Origin of the sequence: Cellvibrio sp. UBA7671, from assembly GCA_002483145.1 — a bacterium.
Lineage (GTDB): Bacteria > Pseudomonadota > Gammaproteobacteria > Pseudomonadales > Cellvibrionaceae > Cellvibrio > Cellvibrio fibrivorans.
This window is the reverse complement of sequence record DLHJ01000016.1, coordinates 41,174-59,132: the sequence shown is the minus strand read 5'-3', so window position 1 is coordinate 59,132 and position 17,959 is coordinate 41,174. Positions and strand designations below refer to the sequence as shown.

12 protein-coding genes are annotated in these 17,959 nt (G+C 47.6%); 3 read left to right on the top strand and 9 right to left on the bottom strand.

Features of this window, described 5'->3' with window-relative positions:
* Nucleotides 1-76 precede the first annotated feature (76 nt).
* The 3 genes from B4E62_RS16095 to B4E62_RS16085 all read right to left on the bottom strand — a co-directional run bounded on the left by B4E62_RS16095 (nt 77) and on the right by B4E62_RS16085 (nt 3,129).
* Entirely contained in the window at nt 77-640 is a 564-nt protein-coding gene (locus B4E62_RS16095; RefSeq protein WP_331352760.1) for a hypothetical protein, read from the bottom strand.
* 248 nt (nt 641-888) lie between these two features.
* Entirely contained in the window at nt 889-2,454 is a 1,566-nt protein-coding gene (locus B4E62_RS16090) for a TerC family protein (protein ID WP_310068178.1), read from the bottom strand.
* A gap of 21 nt (nt 2,455-2,475) precedes the next feature.
* A complete protein-coding gene (locus B4E62_RS16085) occupies nt 2,476-3,129 on the bottom strand; it encodes an exopolysaccharide biosynthesis protein (RefSeq protein ID WP_331352759.1) in 654 nt (217 codons plus the stop codon).
* Between the two features lie 178 nt (nt 3,130-3,307).
* On the opposite strand from B4E62_RS16085, the gene B4E62_RS16080 reads away from it, so the two are divergent.
* Nucleotides 3,308-4,453 (top strand): GNAT family N-acetyltransferase, encoded by a 1,146-nt coding sequence (locus B4E62_RS16080; protein ID WP_331352758.1) that lies wholly within the window; start codon nt 3,308-3,310, stop codon nt 4,451-4,453.
* A gap of 114 nt (nt 4,454-4,567) precedes the next feature.
* Here B4E62_RS16080 and B4E62_RS16075 read toward each other — a convergent pair whose 3' ends face one another.
* Nucleotides 4,568-6,733 (bottom strand): family 16 glycosylhydrolase, encoded by a 2,166-nt coding sequence (locus B4E62_RS16075; protein WP_331352757.1) that lies wholly within the window; start codon nt 6,731-6,733, stop codon nt 4,568-4,570.
* Nucleotides 6,734-6,893: 160 nt separating this feature from the next.
* Nucleotides 6,894-9,449 (bottom strand): glycoside hydrolase family 3 protein, encoded by a 2,556-nt coding sequence (locus B4E62_RS16070; RefSeq protein WP_331352756.1) that lies wholly within the window; start codon nt 9,447-9,449, stop codon nt 6,894-6,896.
* Between the two features lie 640 nt (nt 9,450-10,089).
* Between B4E62_RS16070 and B4E62_RS16065 the strand changes: the two genes are divergently transcribed.
* Nucleotides 10,090-10,785, top strand: coding sequence for a hypothetical protein (locus B4E62_RS16065; protein WP_331352755.1), 696 nt, complete (start codon nt 10,090-10,092; stop codon nt 10,783-10,785).
* A 153-nt stretch (nt 10,786-10,938) separates the two neighbouring features.
* Nucleotides 10,939-11,400, top strand: coding sequence for a hypothetical protein (locus B4E62_RS16060; RefSeq protein WP_310068190.1), 462 nt, complete (start codon nt 10,939-10,941; stop codon nt 11,398-11,400).
* Nucleotides 11,401-11,474: 74 nt separating this feature from the next.
* Here the strand turns inward: B4E62_RS16060 and B4E62_RS16055 are convergent, their stop codons facing one another.
* The 4 genes from B4E62_RS16055 to B4E62_RS16040 form a co-directional block, all read right to left on the bottom strand.
* Nucleotides 11,475-12,959 carry a tryptophan halogenase family protein gene (locus tag B4E62_RS16055; protein ID WP_331352754.1) on the bottom strand — a complete coding sequence of 495 codons (1,485 nt, stop codon included), beginning with the start codon at nt 12,957-12,959 and terminating at the stop codon, nt 11,475-11,477.
* A gap of 41 nt (nt 12,960-13,000) precedes the next feature.
* The gene (locus tag B4E62_RS16050) at nt 13,001-14,014 is read right to left on the bottom strand and encodes a cupin-like domain-containing protein (RefSeq protein WP_331352753.1); all 1,014 of its coding nucleotides are present in this window, start codon (nt 14,012-14,014) and stop codon (nt 13,001-13,003) included.
* Nucleotides 14,015-14,084: 70 nt separating this feature from the next.
* The gene (locus B4E62_RS16045) at nt 14,085-14,813 is read right to left on the bottom strand and encodes a SapC family protein (RefSeq protein WP_331352752.1); all 729 of its coding nucleotides are present in this window, start codon (nt 14,811-14,813) and stop codon (nt 14,085-14,087) included.
* Between the two features lie 104 nt (nt 14,814-14,917).
* The gene (locus B4E62_RS16040; protein ID WP_331352751.1) at nt 14,918-17,869 is read right to left on the bottom strand and encodes a TonB-dependent receptor; all 2,952 of its coding nucleotides are present in this window, start codon (nt 17,867-17,869) and stop codon (nt 14,918-14,920) included.
* Nucleotides 17,870-17,959 lie beyond the last annotated feature (90 nt).

Sequence of the window (17,959 nt, the reverse complement as noted above, 5' to 3'; positions counted from 1 at the left end):
TTTATCAACGAATATATATCATCTGAAAATAAAAAAGCCGGAATAAATTTCCGGCTTTTTTATTACTACTGCAACATTAGAAATTCATGCGCAAACCAATGCCAATTTCTGAGGCTTCTGAACCCAGGCCAACATCGGCAGTCACTGAAAATTGTGGTGCAAACCAGTAAGCAACTCCACCGCCGAGAACTGTATTGCCATCAAATGCGGTGTGGTGGGAGAGTTCTACTTTCGCTTCAACATTGTTGTTGAGAAAACCGCGCAAGCCTGCAGCAACAATCAAACCTGAATCGCTATCACCAGAGTCCGGGGAAATATTTTCCGCGCTTAGCGTGCCGTACATGCTGGAGTCAGCACCAAACAGGGTGTGATATCCAATACCGGCGCTGATTGCTTCTGAACCGCAGCGACCACCACTCACATCACTGTAAGAACCTATCGCAAAAAAATCATCATTTAATTCAAGGCTGCCGCTCAAGCGCAAACCATCCTGGTTGCAATCGTAATCATCAACATCTTGATCAATAAATTGCAGCGCAGCGTAATTGTAGCTAATGCCAGGTGCTGCATTAACACTTACGCTACCCGCTAAACCTGCAGCAGCAACGAAGTAACTCATTTTTTTCAGTGTGTTTTTCATAATTTTTACTCTCCAGTAAGGTCGTTCACGGTGATACTAGTTGTTGTGGATGAATCAATCCTGAACACAATTGTGTGGGGAATTTGCTGCGCGCATTATCGATGGAAGTTATCGATTTGACGGTGCGGTAGGTCACGTTAAATTATTTACTGTTCCACCCTTGGACTTAAATAGGTGCCATTGCCAACAAAAAGCGGCAATTGATTATCTCTGCAACATAATGATATGAATTAATTTTCATCAATAAATTAATAGCCGATTTGCGTGATACCGGGATCACCTTGCAACAATATTGCATGGACTTGCAAAATACGGCGCCCTTCCATACGGCTAATAGTAAATTCGTAGCCCGCGAGCCTGATGGCTTCACCAGCAACCGGAACATGTTGTAATTGTTCAAGCAATAATCCAGCGAGCGTAAAATAATCGCCGTCGCCGCGCGTTAGTCTGATGCGCAGCAATTCTTCTACTTGTTCCAGCGATATGCTGCCATCAAGTATCCAACCGCCTTCGGTTTCGCTAGCGAGGGGTTCATCGTGGGTATCCGCCAGTTCACCTGCAATGGCAGCGAGCAGGTCGCCCGTTGTCACCACCCCTTTGATGCTGCCGTATTCATCGATCACTATTGCCAAGGGTAATGGCTCCTGGCGCAGCATCTCCAGCACCTTAAGCGCGCTGGTACCCTCAGGAACGGCGAGGGGAGAGAGCGCAAGTTTGGCGAGGTCAAGCGGTTGGTTGCTGAGCGCGGCGGTGAGCAGATCGCGGCTTTGCACTACGCCGAGCAGGTTATCAAGCTCATCGCGCGCTACCAGCAGACGGGTTTGCGGAGTGGTTTTAAGGATTTCCAGGAGCTCGGCTGGTGTCGCCTGTGCATCGACCCACACGATATCCGGGCGCGGTGTCATCAGCGATTGCACCGGGCGCTCCGACAACTGCAATACGCTGCGAATCATGCTGCGCTCGCTGTGTTCAAATGCCAGCTCTTCATCATGGGGAGCGGCGGTCATGCCGGCGATATCGGCGCCGACTTCATCAGCATCACTACGCCCACCCAACAATTTCAGCACAGCTTCGGCGGTGCGATCGCGCAGCGGGCGTTCGCCGATTAAATGGCGAGTGCGATTGGAGCGCGCCAACTGGTTGAATATTTCGATCAGCACCGAGAAGGCGATAGCGCCGTAGAGATAGCCTTTGGGGATTTCAAAGCCCGCGCCCTCTGCCACCAGACTAAAGCCGATCATCAGCAAAAAACCGAGGCAGAGCATAACCACGGTGGGGTGGCGATTCACAAAATCGGTCAATGCCTTGCTGGCGATAATCATGATCAGCATGGCGATCACCACCGCAATCATCATGACTTCCAGATGATCGACCATACCAACCGCTGTGATTACCGCGTCGAGGGAGAAGACCGCATCAAGCACTATAATCTGGGCCACTACCGCCCAGAAAGCGGCATGGACGCGGGTATTGCGCGGCAGGTGGATCTTACCCTCCAGCCGCTCATGCACTTCAACCGTCGCCTTGAACAGAAGAAAGATGCCGCCCAACAAAAGAATCAGGTCGCGCCCCGAAAGACTTTTATCAAAAATGCTGAACAGCGGTTGGGTGAGTGTCACCAACCAGGAAATGCCAGCCAGCAGCAATAGGCGCATCAGCAGCGCCAAGCCCAAACCGATGACCCGCGCCTTGTCGCGCTGGTGTGGCGGTAACTTATTAGCCAAAATCGCGATGAAGATCAGGTTGTCGATCCCCAACACAATCTCCAACACTATCAGGGTTAACAGCCCCAGCCAGGCACTGGGATCAGCCATCCATTCCACGATATATCCCCATCACACCATTTGATCGAGCATGGCCAGCACGGTCTGGACTGCCACCCACACCAATCCGCTCAAAAGCACCCAGGCTGAAATGCCAATCGCAATGCCCACCAGCACACATACGCCATCGCTTTCGATCAGACCCAATGCGATAAACAGAATGCCTAATGCGGGCAGCAAGTTCCCTAAGGGAATTGGCAACACCAGCAAAAACGCCAGCAGGACACAAAATGCACCCAGCCAGCGCTCAGCGCTGCCAAGTGTCAGGACAGAAATACGTGGGCGCATCAGCTTTTCAATACGCCTTAGCCAGGGAGCAACCTTATTGACCAATTTTTGGAAATCAACGGTGGCGATAGAGCTGTCGGCAATCCAGCGCGGCAAGTAGACGCGCTTGTGCCCTAGCGCCATTTGTACCGCGATAAACAGCATCGGCAAGCCGGTAATGGTCGATACACCTGGAATACCAATAATTGGCAACGAATTTGGCAAGGCGAAAATCAGTAGGATAAAACCAAAGGAGCGCTGCCCAAGGGTTTCGGTAATGTCGCGCACCCGCACCCGCTCAGCGGTGAAGTTCGCGGCAAAAGCGATGAGTAACGCAGATAAACTGGCACTGGAGTGACGCAAAGCAGCTGGCCTTTGGTCGGGTTCAGACGATGGCATTGAGAAACCAGACGTTATAAAGATGGCGGGATTCTACTGTAGTCAGAGCGACAATGACCAGCTGAGGGGTTTGCCGTTGCGAAACTTTACGCATATGCAACGCAAAATCACCCACAACCGTATTGCAGGTATTAATCTAACCGCCTGTTTTTCTATCTTACGACCAAGGGATACAACTGTGCAGATTCGTTTTATCGATTCAATTCACCAGATTAGCGCTGCGCATTGGAATCAGCTTTGCCCACCCGACTACCCTTTTGTGCGTCATGAATTCCTTGCTGCACTGGAAGACAGCGGCTGCACCAGTGCCGCAACCGGCTGGCAAGCGCATCATGTGGTGATGCATGCTGATGGGCAATTGCTCGCTGCCATGCCCGGTTATATAAAAACCCATTCCTACGGCGAATATGTGTTTGATTGGAGCTGGGCGGATGCTTATCGCCGCTATGGCGTTGATTATTATCCAAAATGGATCAACGCCATTCCCTTTACTCCCTGCGTCGGCCCACGCTTGTTAAGCAAAGCCGATACACAGACAACAGAACTTATTAATGCTGCGGCACAAGCCTTAATAACAGAGTCTATTGAGAAGAATTTTTCCAGCTGGCACTGTTTATTTCCGGACAACGCAACCAGTACAAAACTGTGTGAGCAGGATATTCCCCAACGGTTAGGCTGCCAGTTTCATTGGTTTAATCGCGATTATAAAAGCTTTGAAGATTTTCTCGCGCAGATGAATTCGCGCAAACGCAAAAACATTATCAAGGAGCGGCGCCAGGTTATCGAGCAAGGATTTGTGTTTGAAGTAAAAAATGGAACTGATTTGACTGCACGAGACTGGGAAGTATTTTATGCACTTTATCGCAATACTTATTTAAAACGCAGCGGCCACAGCGGTTACTTGAGCGCTGATTTTTTTCAGCAGCTGGGTGCAACCATGAGTAACAACTTGGTGCTCATCAACGCTTTGCAGCCAACAGAAAATGGATCACACAGCATCATTGCAGCTGCGCTGTTTGTGCGTGATGGCACAACACTTTATGGGCGTTATTGGGGTTGTTTTGAAGAGTATCAATTCCTGCATTTTGAAACTTGTTACTACCAGGGAATTGATTATGCCATCGCTAATCAATTAACACGTTTTGACGGCGGTGCGCAGGGCGAGCATAAAATTGCCCGCGGTTTTGAGCCGGTGCTGACCTATTCCAACCACTGGATTGGTTCATCCGATTTTCGTCCAGCGATTAAACAGTTTATTGCACAGGAGTCAGTTAGCATTCGTGCCTACGCCAATGAGGCGCGTGCTTCACTGCCGTTCAAATAAATGTAAAACGACTGCAAAAATATTTCAGCCAAACAATTATTCATAAAAAAGCCGGGAAAAACCCGGCTTTTTTATGCTTGAGCTACAATCCTTTTAGGACGATAGCTGCCGCTTTTATTCCACTAGCAAACGTACATTATCGAACGAAACATCAATTGCACCCGACGGCTCCACCACAAAAATATTGGTAATCGCATTAAGTTTGGCGATGCCAGGGCAGCAGGGAACCGAGTTGCCGTTATCGATCAAATCAGCGACACCGATAGTGTATTCTGTCCAAACGCCGTCGGCAGGTAATGGAATGCTCACATCACTCACATTTGGCCAACCGCTGTCCATTTTGATTAACAACTTAGTACCTTCGGCTTTGCTGTTGATTTTAAAGTCAAACTTCAGTTTGCCCTGAGCTCCCCATTTGCTCAAATTCACTGGATTAGTGATCACATTGAAAAACACATTACCATCAGTACCTGTTTTTACCACGTTAAATACATTACCACGCCCGGCTTCTGCTTTTTCGGACGAGGTAATATGACCCGCAGGGTTATAACTTTGTACTTGCAAGCCAGCAGCAATGTTGTCGTTGTACATGTTAAACAACGGCAAGGGGGCAAACTCAGTCACACCGCCATCAGCTTCTTCACCTTCAATGCGAATATTGTCAAAAGACACATTCATTTCCGCCGAAGGATCAACCACAAAGCTATTTACTACTGATGCCAGTGTTGCTTGTCCACCGGCAAGTGAATTGCCATTGTCGAGCAAATCGGCGAGAGTGATGCGATATTCTTTCCACTCACCATCAGCAGCCAAGGGCACACTGACATCGCTCACATTCGGCCATCCACTATCAATTTTTACCAGTAATTTTGCACCTTCGGCTTTGCTGTTAACTTTTACATCAAACACTAATTCACTATCGGTTGCCCAGTTACGCATATCGGCGGGGTCACCTTTTATTTTGAAATAGGCATTACCGTTTGCGCCAGTTTTTACCACATTCCATACGTTGCCACGGCCAGCTTCCTCTACTTGGGAGTGACTGATTTTGCCGTCAGGATTGTAGGAATCAAATTGCAGCACACTCGCCAGACTATTGTCGTACATTACAAAAAGTGGTGGTCCGGGTAATTCAACCTGACCAATGACCGGGCGCTGATGGCCAGCAACTAATTCTGCGTTTGCACCAATTGTTGCGCAACCTTTACCCGTTGTTGGTGAAGCGCTGCACTCATACACGCGCACATAATCCACTAACAATTTTTGCGGGAACACGGATTCATCGACGCCTTTATTGTTAACGTTGCCAGCCCAGTTTCCACCGACTGCGAGGTTCAACAACATATGGTATTTAGAGAAGCGATCAAAGGGAGCGCCCACAGGTGCATCTTTCAAAGTACCGTCTTGCATATATTGACTGTACCAGCCAGTGTCGCGCTGTGTAGCAAAATGTACGTCGTCAACATACCAACGAATTTCGCCCTCTTCCCACTCCACGGCATATTCATGGAAATCATCCGCAGGGTTGGCATTGTTAGGCAATTTATAATCTGCACCAGAGTTCACATTGCCTGGCCAGTTGCGGCCAAAATGTAACGTACCGTGAACAGCGGCTTCGGGTTCGCTGCCATTGGTCACTACTTTTAAATTCACCGCTTCCATAATGTCAATTTCACCGCTGGACGCCCAGGTTCCGTAAGGTGAATTGGTTGGCAGCATCCAAATCGCCGGCCAGGTGCCTTGTCCGAAGGGCAATTTTGCGCGGATTTCAAAACGGCCGAAGGTCCACTCTTGAATATTTTTAGTGCGCAGACGTGCAGAGGTGTATGGCAATGTTTTAGTAGTCGGGCTTTCGCCTTCCGGCGAATCAGAACCGGTAAAATCTTCGCGCTGCGCCACAATGTTTAATGCGCCGTCAGCAACAAATGCGTTGACTGGGCGATCGGTATAACACTGTTGTTCATTGTTACCGCCACCCCAGCAATTTTTTTCGAAATTCCATTTGCTGGTATCGATACTAGTGCCATCAAATTCATCACTCCATACCAATTTCCATTCAGGTGGTGCGGATGAACTGGCGGCAGAGGAAGATGCGGGCATTGAAGATGCAGGCATCGAAGACGCCGGGGTTGATGACGCGGGTGCAACAGAGGATGCCGCTGCACTGGATTTGTTGTTGCTCGACCCGCCAGAGCCGCCGCAGCCAATCAAACTGGCCAATGCGATACCCAAGCAGACATTTGTTAATGATGGCTTAAAGTCTAACTCGTGATTTTTCATAATTACCTCTATTGTTATTGTGTAAAAAACCTGGATTTTGTTGCCGTATCGATAAAAAACCGGATACCTCCGGGTGAAACAGAAAATACAAAGAGCTGTAGTTTTTATTACGAACATCTGGTGCGATAGCTATCGCACCAGGGGTTTAACACATCACACATTATTCTGCGCAGGCAGGTGCCGTTGCATTTTTTTCGATGCGCACGTTGTAAATGGACACATCCAAGGTGCCCGCCGTGCTCAACATAAATGGCGCCAAAACCATATCCATCTTTACACGTTTTTTCGCGAAGCATTCCAGCGCAATACTGACGCTCGTCCATTCTCCGACTGCGGCAGCGTTCAATTGTTCAGTCACCGGAATTTCACCAACACAATCACTGCCACAATACATACCCAGGTTCACTGCAGTGCCCGGTTTTGCATTCACTTTCACATCAAATACCAGTGCGCCCTTGCTCTGCGCATAAGCAGAAAAATCAGTGCGGGTAGTGGAGCCAAGCGATACGGTTGCTTTGGCAGTGCCGTTGAATTGCAAACGGCGGCTATCTTCCTGTACTTGTTTGTCTTCCGATGAAACAACGACTGCACCCAACTCACCGCGGCTGGTGGTCACCGGCAACATATTGTTCATATGATCGAGCAATACCAGCGTCCAGGGATTCATCACGCGCTGATTAAAAATCGACGCTGTGTCCGGCGCATTGGCAGCAACAACCTGTGCAGCGGTTTCGTCCAGCAAACCGGTTTCGATTTTGTCGCTGTAAGTCAAACCAAAGTCGTAGGCAAATTGCGGTTTGTAATCGGCATCACCGACATTCAATGGCGATTGCGCAGGCGATGCTGGCCAGGAGAAAGGCAATTTGCCTTTTACATCAAAGTTTATTGAACCATCAGCTTTGGTCAGCACCACGTCAGCGATACCAACACCTTCTGATCCCGGCAACCAAACCACCGCAAATGCATCAGACGCATTGATAAAATTGTTGGCCCAGAGCGGACGACCAGTGATGAACAGTGAAACCACTTTAATGCCATCGGCTTTTAATTTTTTTAGCAGTGCAAGGCTGGCTTCATTTTTATAAATCAACGCACCTACATCGCCTTGCATTTCCGCGTAAGGGTCTTCACCAAATACCACGAAGGCAACATCGGGTTTTTCGCTGTAGCTGCCATCAACACTTAGCACTGCTGAACCTCCAGCGGCTTTTGCTGCATCGGCAATACCTTGATAAATAGACGTGCCGCCGGGGAAATCGGCATTCACATTACCAGTGCCCTGCCAGGTAATACTCCAACCGCCGGATTGTTTACCGATATTGTCAGCGCCATCTCCCGCCACCAAAATTTTACTGCTCGCTTTTGCCGGTAATGCCTGCGCATTGTTTTTCAGCAACACAACCGATTCGCGCACCGCTTGACGCGCAACCGCGCGATGCTCTGGCGAACCAATTACTTCGCGCTTACCGGCAAGCTCACGTGTTGATGGCGCACCTTTTTCAAATAAACCCGCACGCAATTTCACCCGCAAAATACGTGACACAGCATCGTCCAGACGCGCCTGCGAAATTTCGCCACTTTTTACTTGCGCCAGCGTGTTGTGATACAGCTCTTTCCAGTTCGCATCCGGCGCCATAAAAATATCCAGCCCGGCATTGATCGCTTGCGGGCAGCTTACTGGCGTACAACCGGAGACAAATGCATGGCCATTCCAATCGCCTACTACTAAACCATCAAAACCCATTTGGTTTTTTAGTTGGTCGGTAAGTAAGTATTTGTTGCCGTGCATTTTCACATCTTGCCAACTGCTGAACGATGCCATCACCGTTTGTGCGCCCGCCGCCAATGCAGTTTCATAGCCGGCATTGTGAATTTTTACTAATTCTTCTTCGCTGATCTTGGCGTCTCCACGATCCTGACCACCTTCAGTACCGCCGTCAGCAAGAAAGTGTTTTGCAGTGGCGATCACATGGCGCTCACTCAACAAATCCGCACCGGCAACACCTTGCAAACCTTCCACCATTTTTCCGCCGTAGGATTTTACGACCGCAGGATCTTCGGAATAGGATTCATAGGTGCGGCCCCAGCGATCATCGCGCACTACTGCAAGTGTTGGCGCAAAACTCCAGTCTATTCCCGTCACTGCAATTTCTGCCGCCGTCGCGGCACCGATTTGTTTGATCAATTCAGGATTGCGCGTTGCACCCAGGGCAATGTTATGCGGGAACAGGGTTGCACCGATAATATTGTTGTGGCCGTGCACTGCATCGGTTCCCCACATTACTGGCACTGGTACACGGCCACCTTCAGTGCTCATGGATGCGTTATAAAATGCATCAGCCAAGGCAATCCAATCTTCCACTTTGGCGTGTTTGTTCTCTCCCGGAAACGACCCGCCGCCATTCAAAATGGAACCCAGTGAATATTCAGTCACATCAGCAGGCGTTACCAAACGTAACTCGGGCTGAATCAATTGCCCTACTTTTTGTTCAAGGCTGAGCTTGCCTAACAGCTCGGTAATTTTTGCCTCTATTGCCGGATCTTTTTTAACCGCACTTTGCACACGAGGCCAAAGCGATTGTTCAGTCGCCGTTGCTGGTGTGACCACAGTATCAGCAACCGTTGCCTCGTTAGATTTTTGATCGCAACCGCTCAATGCGGCTAGCACCACTAAACTGCAGGCCGCAAAAGTACCCGGCTTATAAAAATCAGGCATAAATTACCTCGCCAAAAAAATGTTGTTGTAAGCATATTGTTGTTGTCTGAGCCAGTAGCAGAGGTTGATTGAAAAACAATAATGAACCCTGAAGTAAAAAAGCCCCCGCTTTCTACTGAGAGGAAGAACGCGGAGGCTAAACAAGGAGAATTAACAAAAATAGCTAGGGTTGGCATTGTCTACCTAACTAAACTTGCTAACACCCATGGGGACCTGACATCACCCAGGGGTTCATCTGCTAATGAGAAAAAACACACCAGCAACAACTCTCATGCGGCTCAACCACGGGCACTGCACAAGAATTTGTGAATCCATAGTGGCACCAGATGACAAAGACTGTCGTCCCACTTTTGCTCGCAGCTCAACATGGGGCGCATCACTTTTACACATGCGCTTATCGCTGCTCGCGTTCGTTTAAAAACCATCGCAAACATCCAGTCGAACGCCTATCAAAAAACACCATCTTCAACCTATTAAACATGCGATCAAACACCGTCTCCATGCTGTGTAGCAACCCAGTTTTAATATCCGCCCAAAGTGGGACAACTTACGCATTTTGTTTTTGATAGAGTTCGGCCGAAGGATATGAAGCACCTATTTAGATCCAACTCAATATGCATTGCTAAGGAGATAACGGCATATGCCACAAGCGCTGAAAATGACCTTAATTGCTATTGCATCTGCCATCGCAGGTGCGGCTCTGGTAAACCAGTACAACAATAATTATTGCCAAGTTGATATTCGATCCCAGCAGAAGGCCACGCTGACGGAAGAAAAAATTGCACAACTGCAGCAAGAGAACATGCAGTTAAGCGCTCAGCTTAAGCAGCAGAACTCTCGCACATCCCCACCCGCCAACCCAATTGCAGACACAGCGCAGCACCAGCAGCTGGCAAAGAGCAGTCAATCTTTGTCAGACAGCAACAACGTAGACGAATACGTGTTGCACAAATCAAAGAGTTTCAGCAAATGGCTGGAAGACACCCTTAAAGAGAATGGCAATGTTGATTTGAATAAAGAGATGCAGCGCCGTTTTGATGCAGAAGCAATCGATCCCGTTTGGGCAGCAGAGGAAGAACAGGAGTATTTTTCGTTATTTAGCCAAAACCCGGAATTGTCTGGTTTGGCACTGCGCGAAACACAATGCCGCACGCAACAGTGCGCAATAACCGTCAGCATTACTGACCTTGATCAAGCTAATCAACTGGCTGAAAAAATGGCGTCGGTACTGCGCCAAAAAAATAAATATCCAATAATTATTGCAGCCACCGACGAGCAACAGGGCATCACCAAACTCTATATAGGGAAAGATGAAACCAGTTTTGATTTTAATTGAATCCTTAGGAACCGATTAAGATCAAAAAATTAGACAGGATTTCTAATTCGCTGAAATATCAGCAGTGATGATAACAGCCGTCACCGTGAACACAAGGCAGGAGCCCAGTGCGAATTCACTTGGACAATAACCTTAAAATTAATAGGAGTTTTTATGAGATTTTCAAACATAATCGCAAGTCTTGGCTTTGCCATTCTCAGTAGCGTGGCAGTTAGTGCAAGCGCACAAACTACCACTGTACCTTCAGGCTGTAGCTGGACACTCGTCAGTCAACAATCCGGTCCTAGTAGCGCTATTATCACCATGGCTTGTAAATTAAATGGTGTTTCACTCGCAACACGCGAGCAACGCTATAGTGCCTATTCCCCTGCCACCTGTAGCATTCAATGGGTTGCATCGGGCTATACCTGGAGCGGCTCGTGCGACAGCGCCCAAATTCTTAAAGTGGTACCTGTATCACCAACCAGTTGCAACACTGGTGCAAGCACCATTTATCAGCCCGGCCCAGGAACTCCAGCGTTCAACGTTGCTGCATTCTGTGGTACAGGTTGCCCTTACAGCGTACAACCTCAAGCAAACTATTCTTTTCCGCCGTTAAAATATACCTGCCTCTAATACGCTCTTGTTAACGCACGATTGAAACAGGTAAATCCGGGTGGTGAATAATCACCCGGATTATCACTGGCAACTCAAGGCGCCAATGCTTTGCAATAGTGATCAAGGAATTGCTGGTGACTGGGAAAACGTGCCAAATATTGGTCGTGTTCCTTTTCGATACTCTTCAGTAAGCGCACCAATTCATCATCGGATAATTTATCCACCACCGGATGATAGCTATGCGGTGTTATTCCCTGCCCCAACATCACCTGTTGCCAGGAGCCTTCGTGGAATAATTCATCCTGTTCTTTAAATACGCTGGTGGTATTTTTGTAGACCTGGATTTTGCGCGCGAGCGTATCCGGAATAGACATAGTGCGGCAGTAATTCCAGAAGGGGCTGTCAGTGCGCTGGGTGACGTGATAATGCAAAATAATAAAATCGCGGATGCGCTCGTATTCAAATTGCGATTGACGGTTGTACTCCTCCACTTCTGATTGGTTGATATCGTCGCCGGGAAACATTCTAATCAGACGCACAATACCCGTTTGGATAAGATGTAAGCTGGTAGATTCCAGCGGCTCTAAAAAACCACTCGACAGGCCTATTGCAATACAGTTTTTATTCCACTGCTTTATGGCGCGGCCGGTTCTGAATTTAATCAAGCGCGGCTCAGTCCTTGTTGCACCGTCCAGATTTCCCAACAATAATTTTTTTGCATCTTCATCGTTAAGATACCGGCTGCAATATACCAACCCATTGCCTACGCGATGCTGTAACGGAATACGCCACTGCCAACCACTTTGATGGGCAATTGAACGCGTATAAGGAATTGGCTCACTAACTGATTCGGTTTGCACAGCAACGGCTCTATCGCAAGGGAGCCAATGCGACCAGTCTTCAAAACCGGTATGCAAGGTGTGTTCAATCAGCAGCGCACGGAACCCGGAGCAATCAACAAAAATATCGCCTTCAATTGTTTGAACCGAGTTTAAGGTGACTGACTGGATAAAGCCGTTGTCGGTATGGGTTTGTACTGTGTCGATCAAACCTTCAATGCGCTCAACACCGCGCACTTCGCTGTATTTACGCAAATAGGCAGCGTAGAGCCCAGCATCAAAGTGATAGGCGTAGTCCACACCGGAATTGGGATCTATAAAAAATTTATTGCTATTGGCAGTGCGAATATTGAGGGAATAATCAAAATAACTTTTTGCCACCCCCATGCGGTTGGCTTTAAGCCAAAAATGTTGGAAGTTGGCCATCCACGAATCTTTGCCTACCAAACCAAAGGGGTGCATATAGACATCGCCTTTTGCACCCCAGTTTTCAAATTGAATACCCAGCTTGAACGTGCCCTGGGTGTTGCGCATAAATTCAGCTTCGTCTATGCCTAATAATTTATTGAAAGATTTTACCGCCGGGATAGTGGCTTCACCGACACCCACAGTGCCAATAGCATCCGATTCGATCAGGATAATTTTTTTGGTGGTGCCAAAGGCATTCGATAAAGCCGCAGCAGCCATCCAACCTGCCGATCCGCCGCCGACAATAATGATTCTTTGATTATTTTTCATGGAATTGCCCGGAGTAAAAAACAGTATTAGCAAAAATGCTGTTAACGATTCAAACGATTGAGTAGTTGCGAGCGCAAGCGGCGCACAGCCATTTCATCCATGTCACCCAATATGCCCAGTTTTTCTTGCGGAATATGTTCAAACTTTTCGGGGCTGGAATCAAAAATGTAATGATCAAACATATTTTTCCAATGCTGACGCTCATCTTCCGGCAGGGTACGGATATTCATCAATGCATGGGTGAAAGCATCCTGCGGTGAACCCACGTAAGAGGGAAAGGCTGTCCACCAATAATTCACCATCAAATTAAAAGGCATCAACCCTTCTACATGGTGCCACCACATGCTGGGAATATATATCGCATCGCCTGCATCCAGTTCTCCTATCTGTGCGTGCGCCAAGGCTTCACGATAGCGGGGATATTTTTCAAAATCCGGATTGTGCAAATCCACCATGCTGATGGCGGGGCCGGCAGGATTAAAATCCAGTGGGCCGATATACAGATTGTTTAATTGATTGGGAGGAAAGAGTACAAAGCGGCGTTTGCCAATGACCACGCAGGCAATATTGTCGGGAATATCATGGTGCGCTGACACTATGGTTTTATTGCCCATCCACAAACTGACACGCGGGACAAATTGCCCGAGTTGTAAATCATTGTGCGCGCGAAAACCGGGCACACACATATCAACAGGCGCTGAGTCGACATAATAGGCGCGCGCTGAACCGCTAGCGTGCAAATTCTTAATATTGTTATAGGCATTGGTTAAGGACGAACGCGCACGCTCGTAGGCAAAACCACTGAAATCCTGATTGTAAAAAATAGCACCTTTATTATCGCTATCCCCAATCGCGGTATTGACCAATTCGCCATTATAAAATTGGCATAGATAGTTGTAACCCGCCTCAGCTGACTGCCCTGCCGCTTTCACAATTGGCCAATCTTTTACCAAACCTTTTAATACCAGCGGCACGGGCGATTCCAAAACCGCTTGAGGAATTGCGTCAGGTGCAATACCGTTGAGCGTTTTGATCGGTTGCATGTTATCCAACATAGAAACCTTCTCTCAGTATCAATCTCTGCTTCAATTGCACTGGTTTTCAAGTGTGAAGCGTTCAATTTTTTTAAATTTTATTTTTTAACAAGGCGTTTTTCTTATTGATCAGTTTTTTAATATTGGCCAATGAGGCGATGGACATATAAATCAATTCCAGAAAATTCTGGCTGTGCAAACGCGCTAATTGTTCAGCGTTTAAATCGCGTAACACTTTTTCATTGATCGTATAGAAGCCACCCATTTCGATTTGCTGGCCATTATCCAAAGTAATTTTTAATACAAAGGGTTCAAGCAAATCTTCCGCCTGCAAAATATCGGTGAAGCGCTTGCATACATTCACCCCATTAATTAACTCTGCAAGGATGCTGTTGATGTTATCCAGATAAGGAGAATTGCCACCATGTTCCAGAAACACCGGGTTGCCTTCAGTAAAACTGACTCGCGGGTGATCCATGTCGACATGCACCACAGGTTCACGCTGGCCGGTTTCAGTATCCTGAGTATAGCCAATCGCAAACGGAATTCGCGCAACCGACAGGGGAATATAAATATCCTCTTTGCGCTGATCGCTGACATACAGATTTTCATCAGGTGCGAAACCAAACAAAGCAACCACTTCAAATTGGTTATCGCTTTTTGTTCGACGAAAAAAAATCGGGTAACAAGCTGCTGCCTGGCGAAATTCCCAGGGAATAATTGCAGCGTAACCAACGTTGTCACCACCGCGGCTAGTGTGCCCCTGAATAATTTTTAAATCTTTATGGGTAACATTACTGAGCAATTCATTCTTGGCCACACACAGCTCCCGGAAACTAATTGATAAAACGATGAAATTTAGAAAAGAAAAAGCCGCCAAAATATCAGCGGCTTTTCCTTGTCTTGCACTAACCTGATAACAGATTAGAAGCTGTAACGAACACCCAGGTTATAACGCGCGCCGTATTGGTAGGCTGATTTAAACTGGTTTTCGTAACGGGCGTAGACGCGCTGGGAAGCATCAGTTACGTTGATACCTTCAACAAACACCGTCATTCCCTCAACAAATGGCAAGTCATAACTCACTGTTACGTCAACTTGGCCATATTCTTCGGTGTAGTAAGGCGTGTTACCTTCACCAAAACCATTGAGGAAAGTGTCGCGCCAGTTATAAGCAATACGCGCTTGCAAACCGTTGGCATCATAGAAACCAACCAGGTTGTAAGAGTCGCTCAGACCAGGCAATGCAAATTGGAAGTCGGTTGAAGAGTTATCTACATCAATGTCGCTGGTAACGAAAGTAGCGTTCGCCTGTAAACCAAAACCAGTCTCACCAAACATATGTTGAGCTGCCAACTCCCAGCCGTGGAATTTGGCTTGCTCCTGGTTCATTGGTTTAGCAATGTTAAACACCGCAAAAGGATCGTTGCTGTCTTGTACGATATTTTGATTAGCAGGAATGCCGGCATTCGACTTGATGCGGTTAATTACATTGGCATCTGTTGGAATAATACCCTCATCGATCAACTGAGCCCGGGCAGCATCTGCGCGCGCGCCTTGGGATGGATCGCGCAGACCAAATACTTCTCGCTCTTCAATAACATCAACAATAAAGTCATCCACTTGCTTCATGAAGAAACCAGCAGACACATAACTGGCTTCATCGTAATACCACTCAGCAGAAAGGTCGAAGTTATCTGCCATGAAAGGCTTCAAATCCGGATTGCCTGCGGTACCGGTGCGCTCACCTGGCTTCGGACGTGTGGTTACGCTAGTGGTACCAATCATTTTGCTCAGAGTAGGACGAGTGATCGACTTGCTGTAACTCATACGCGCAACAACATCGTCATTAACGTCCAGGCTCACATCCAAATTGGGTAGCCATACATCGTAGCTACCCGCTTCTGAACCATAGTAGCTGCTAGGTGCTAGGTTAAGGCTCCACTCGGTCTGATTGATCCACACAATTTGAGATGGGTCACGGGTGAAGCTGTTGGATTCAATATCCGTACTTTCGTAGCGCATACCGGTTGTTATCTTGAGCGGCATGCCAACAAGATCACCTGCAGAGTTAAACTCCATATATGCACTGGTAGTCTCCTCCGTAACTTTATGATCGCTGGTCGGATTACCATTCAAATCAGGACGCATGTTACCTGTGCCCCAACCCCAAGGTCTTTTTGATCCACCAGGGATATTCCATTCGGATTCAGCAATAGCCACACCTTTTTCAAAATCCCATGAGTGGTACACGGGTACATTCGAGCCACCACCAGAGAAGGAAGGTGTTAAACCGTTGAGGTTATGCTCCTCAAAAATATCATCCGGGAATAGATCCTGATTACCACCGTACCAACCCGCTGCAATCTGGCCAGTACTGAAGCTGCGCCAACGGTTGGCAATATCAGATTGCCCAATACCAAAATCAATCGAGGTAATACCAGCATCGGCATTGGTGTCAAAAGTACCGTCGATTTGGAATTGCGTAATTTCTGATTTTTTCAGATCCAAATTCGCTTCACCGAAAAGCGAATCGTAGGAAGCTGCTGTGGGTACACCATTGACGATGCCTTTACCATTTGGATTAAAGGTCACGTGCATAAAGGGAATATCGTCCCCAGCAGTAGCGTCGTAAGTTTTTCTATCGATAAACGGTGCTGCGAGAATCAGGAATGCATTGTGGCCGCGACCAACACCACCGTTTTCATTGGTAGAGTTGTGTGCGTCAAATGTCAGCGTCAGGTTATCTGATGCTTCCCAATCCACGTTGAAACCAACAGAGTTGTTTTCAGTTTCAGAGGTGTTCAAACGGATGTTGGAGGCAAAGTCATCGCCCGCAGCAGTCAGTTTGGTGATAGTACCGTTTTTATCGATCACCACATCGCGCGCATCAGAACCTGAGTCGTTGTACCAAATACCTACGCCGGTATTTAGTGCAGTGAGATCAACTTTTGAGTAGGTGTAATCCAGAGTTGCTTTAAGGGTGTCGATTGGCGCGTACTGTAATACCAATTGACCATTGGTTCTTTCGCGGTGGAAATCTTCAATGCCGTAACCAAAGTTTCTTGGGTAGTAGACGTTGCCGTTTTTGTCTGCGCGGTTATCCACCACATTTACAGTTTGACCAGCATCAGCTACTGCTTTTTGGAAGTTGATGCCATTGCGCCAGTTGGCGATATCTGCATTGACTGAACGGTTGTCACGCTCTTGATAAGAACCGGAAAGCGCAATACCGAAAGTGTCATCCGCAAAAGTGTTGCTGAAAATACCGGACACTTCCGGCGTAATGTCGTCGCCCACTTCATTAGTGGTATCCATTACTGCCTTGGCACCGATAGACGCCTTCAGGCCGGGGTTATCCAAAGGACGAGCAGTTTTAATATTGACCAGTGCACCGATACCACCGCTTGCACGGGTTGCACTGAAGGTTTTATAAACTTCTACACCGCTAACGGTTTCAGCAGCCAAGTCCGAGAATTCAAAACTACGGCTGGAGCCATTGGTCGGCATCTGACGATTATTCAGGGTTACCAGGTTAAAGTCAGGCCCAAAACCACGTACGGTGATTTTGCTACCTTCGTTATTTTGACGGTCGATAGATACACCCGAAATACGCTGTAAAGATTCCGCCAGGTTGGTATCCGGGAACTTGCCGATATCTTCTGCAGAGATGGCATCAACTACACCTTTGGCTTCGCGCTTGGTGTCCATCGCGCGCTGCAAGCTACCTTTAATACCGGTAACCAAAACTTCTTCCACGTTATCGTCTTGTGCGAGCGCAATACCACTTACGCCAATCATGGCGGATGCAATGGCGGTTGCGATCAATTTTCTCTTAAAGCCAGTTGATTGTGTCATTGTTAGTGTCTTACTCATGGAGTTCTCCATTTATTTATTGGTATGGACTTATTTGTCGGCCCGGAGCATGTAGGCGGTTCTCTCACAAATCCCCCTCTGCCGGATCAC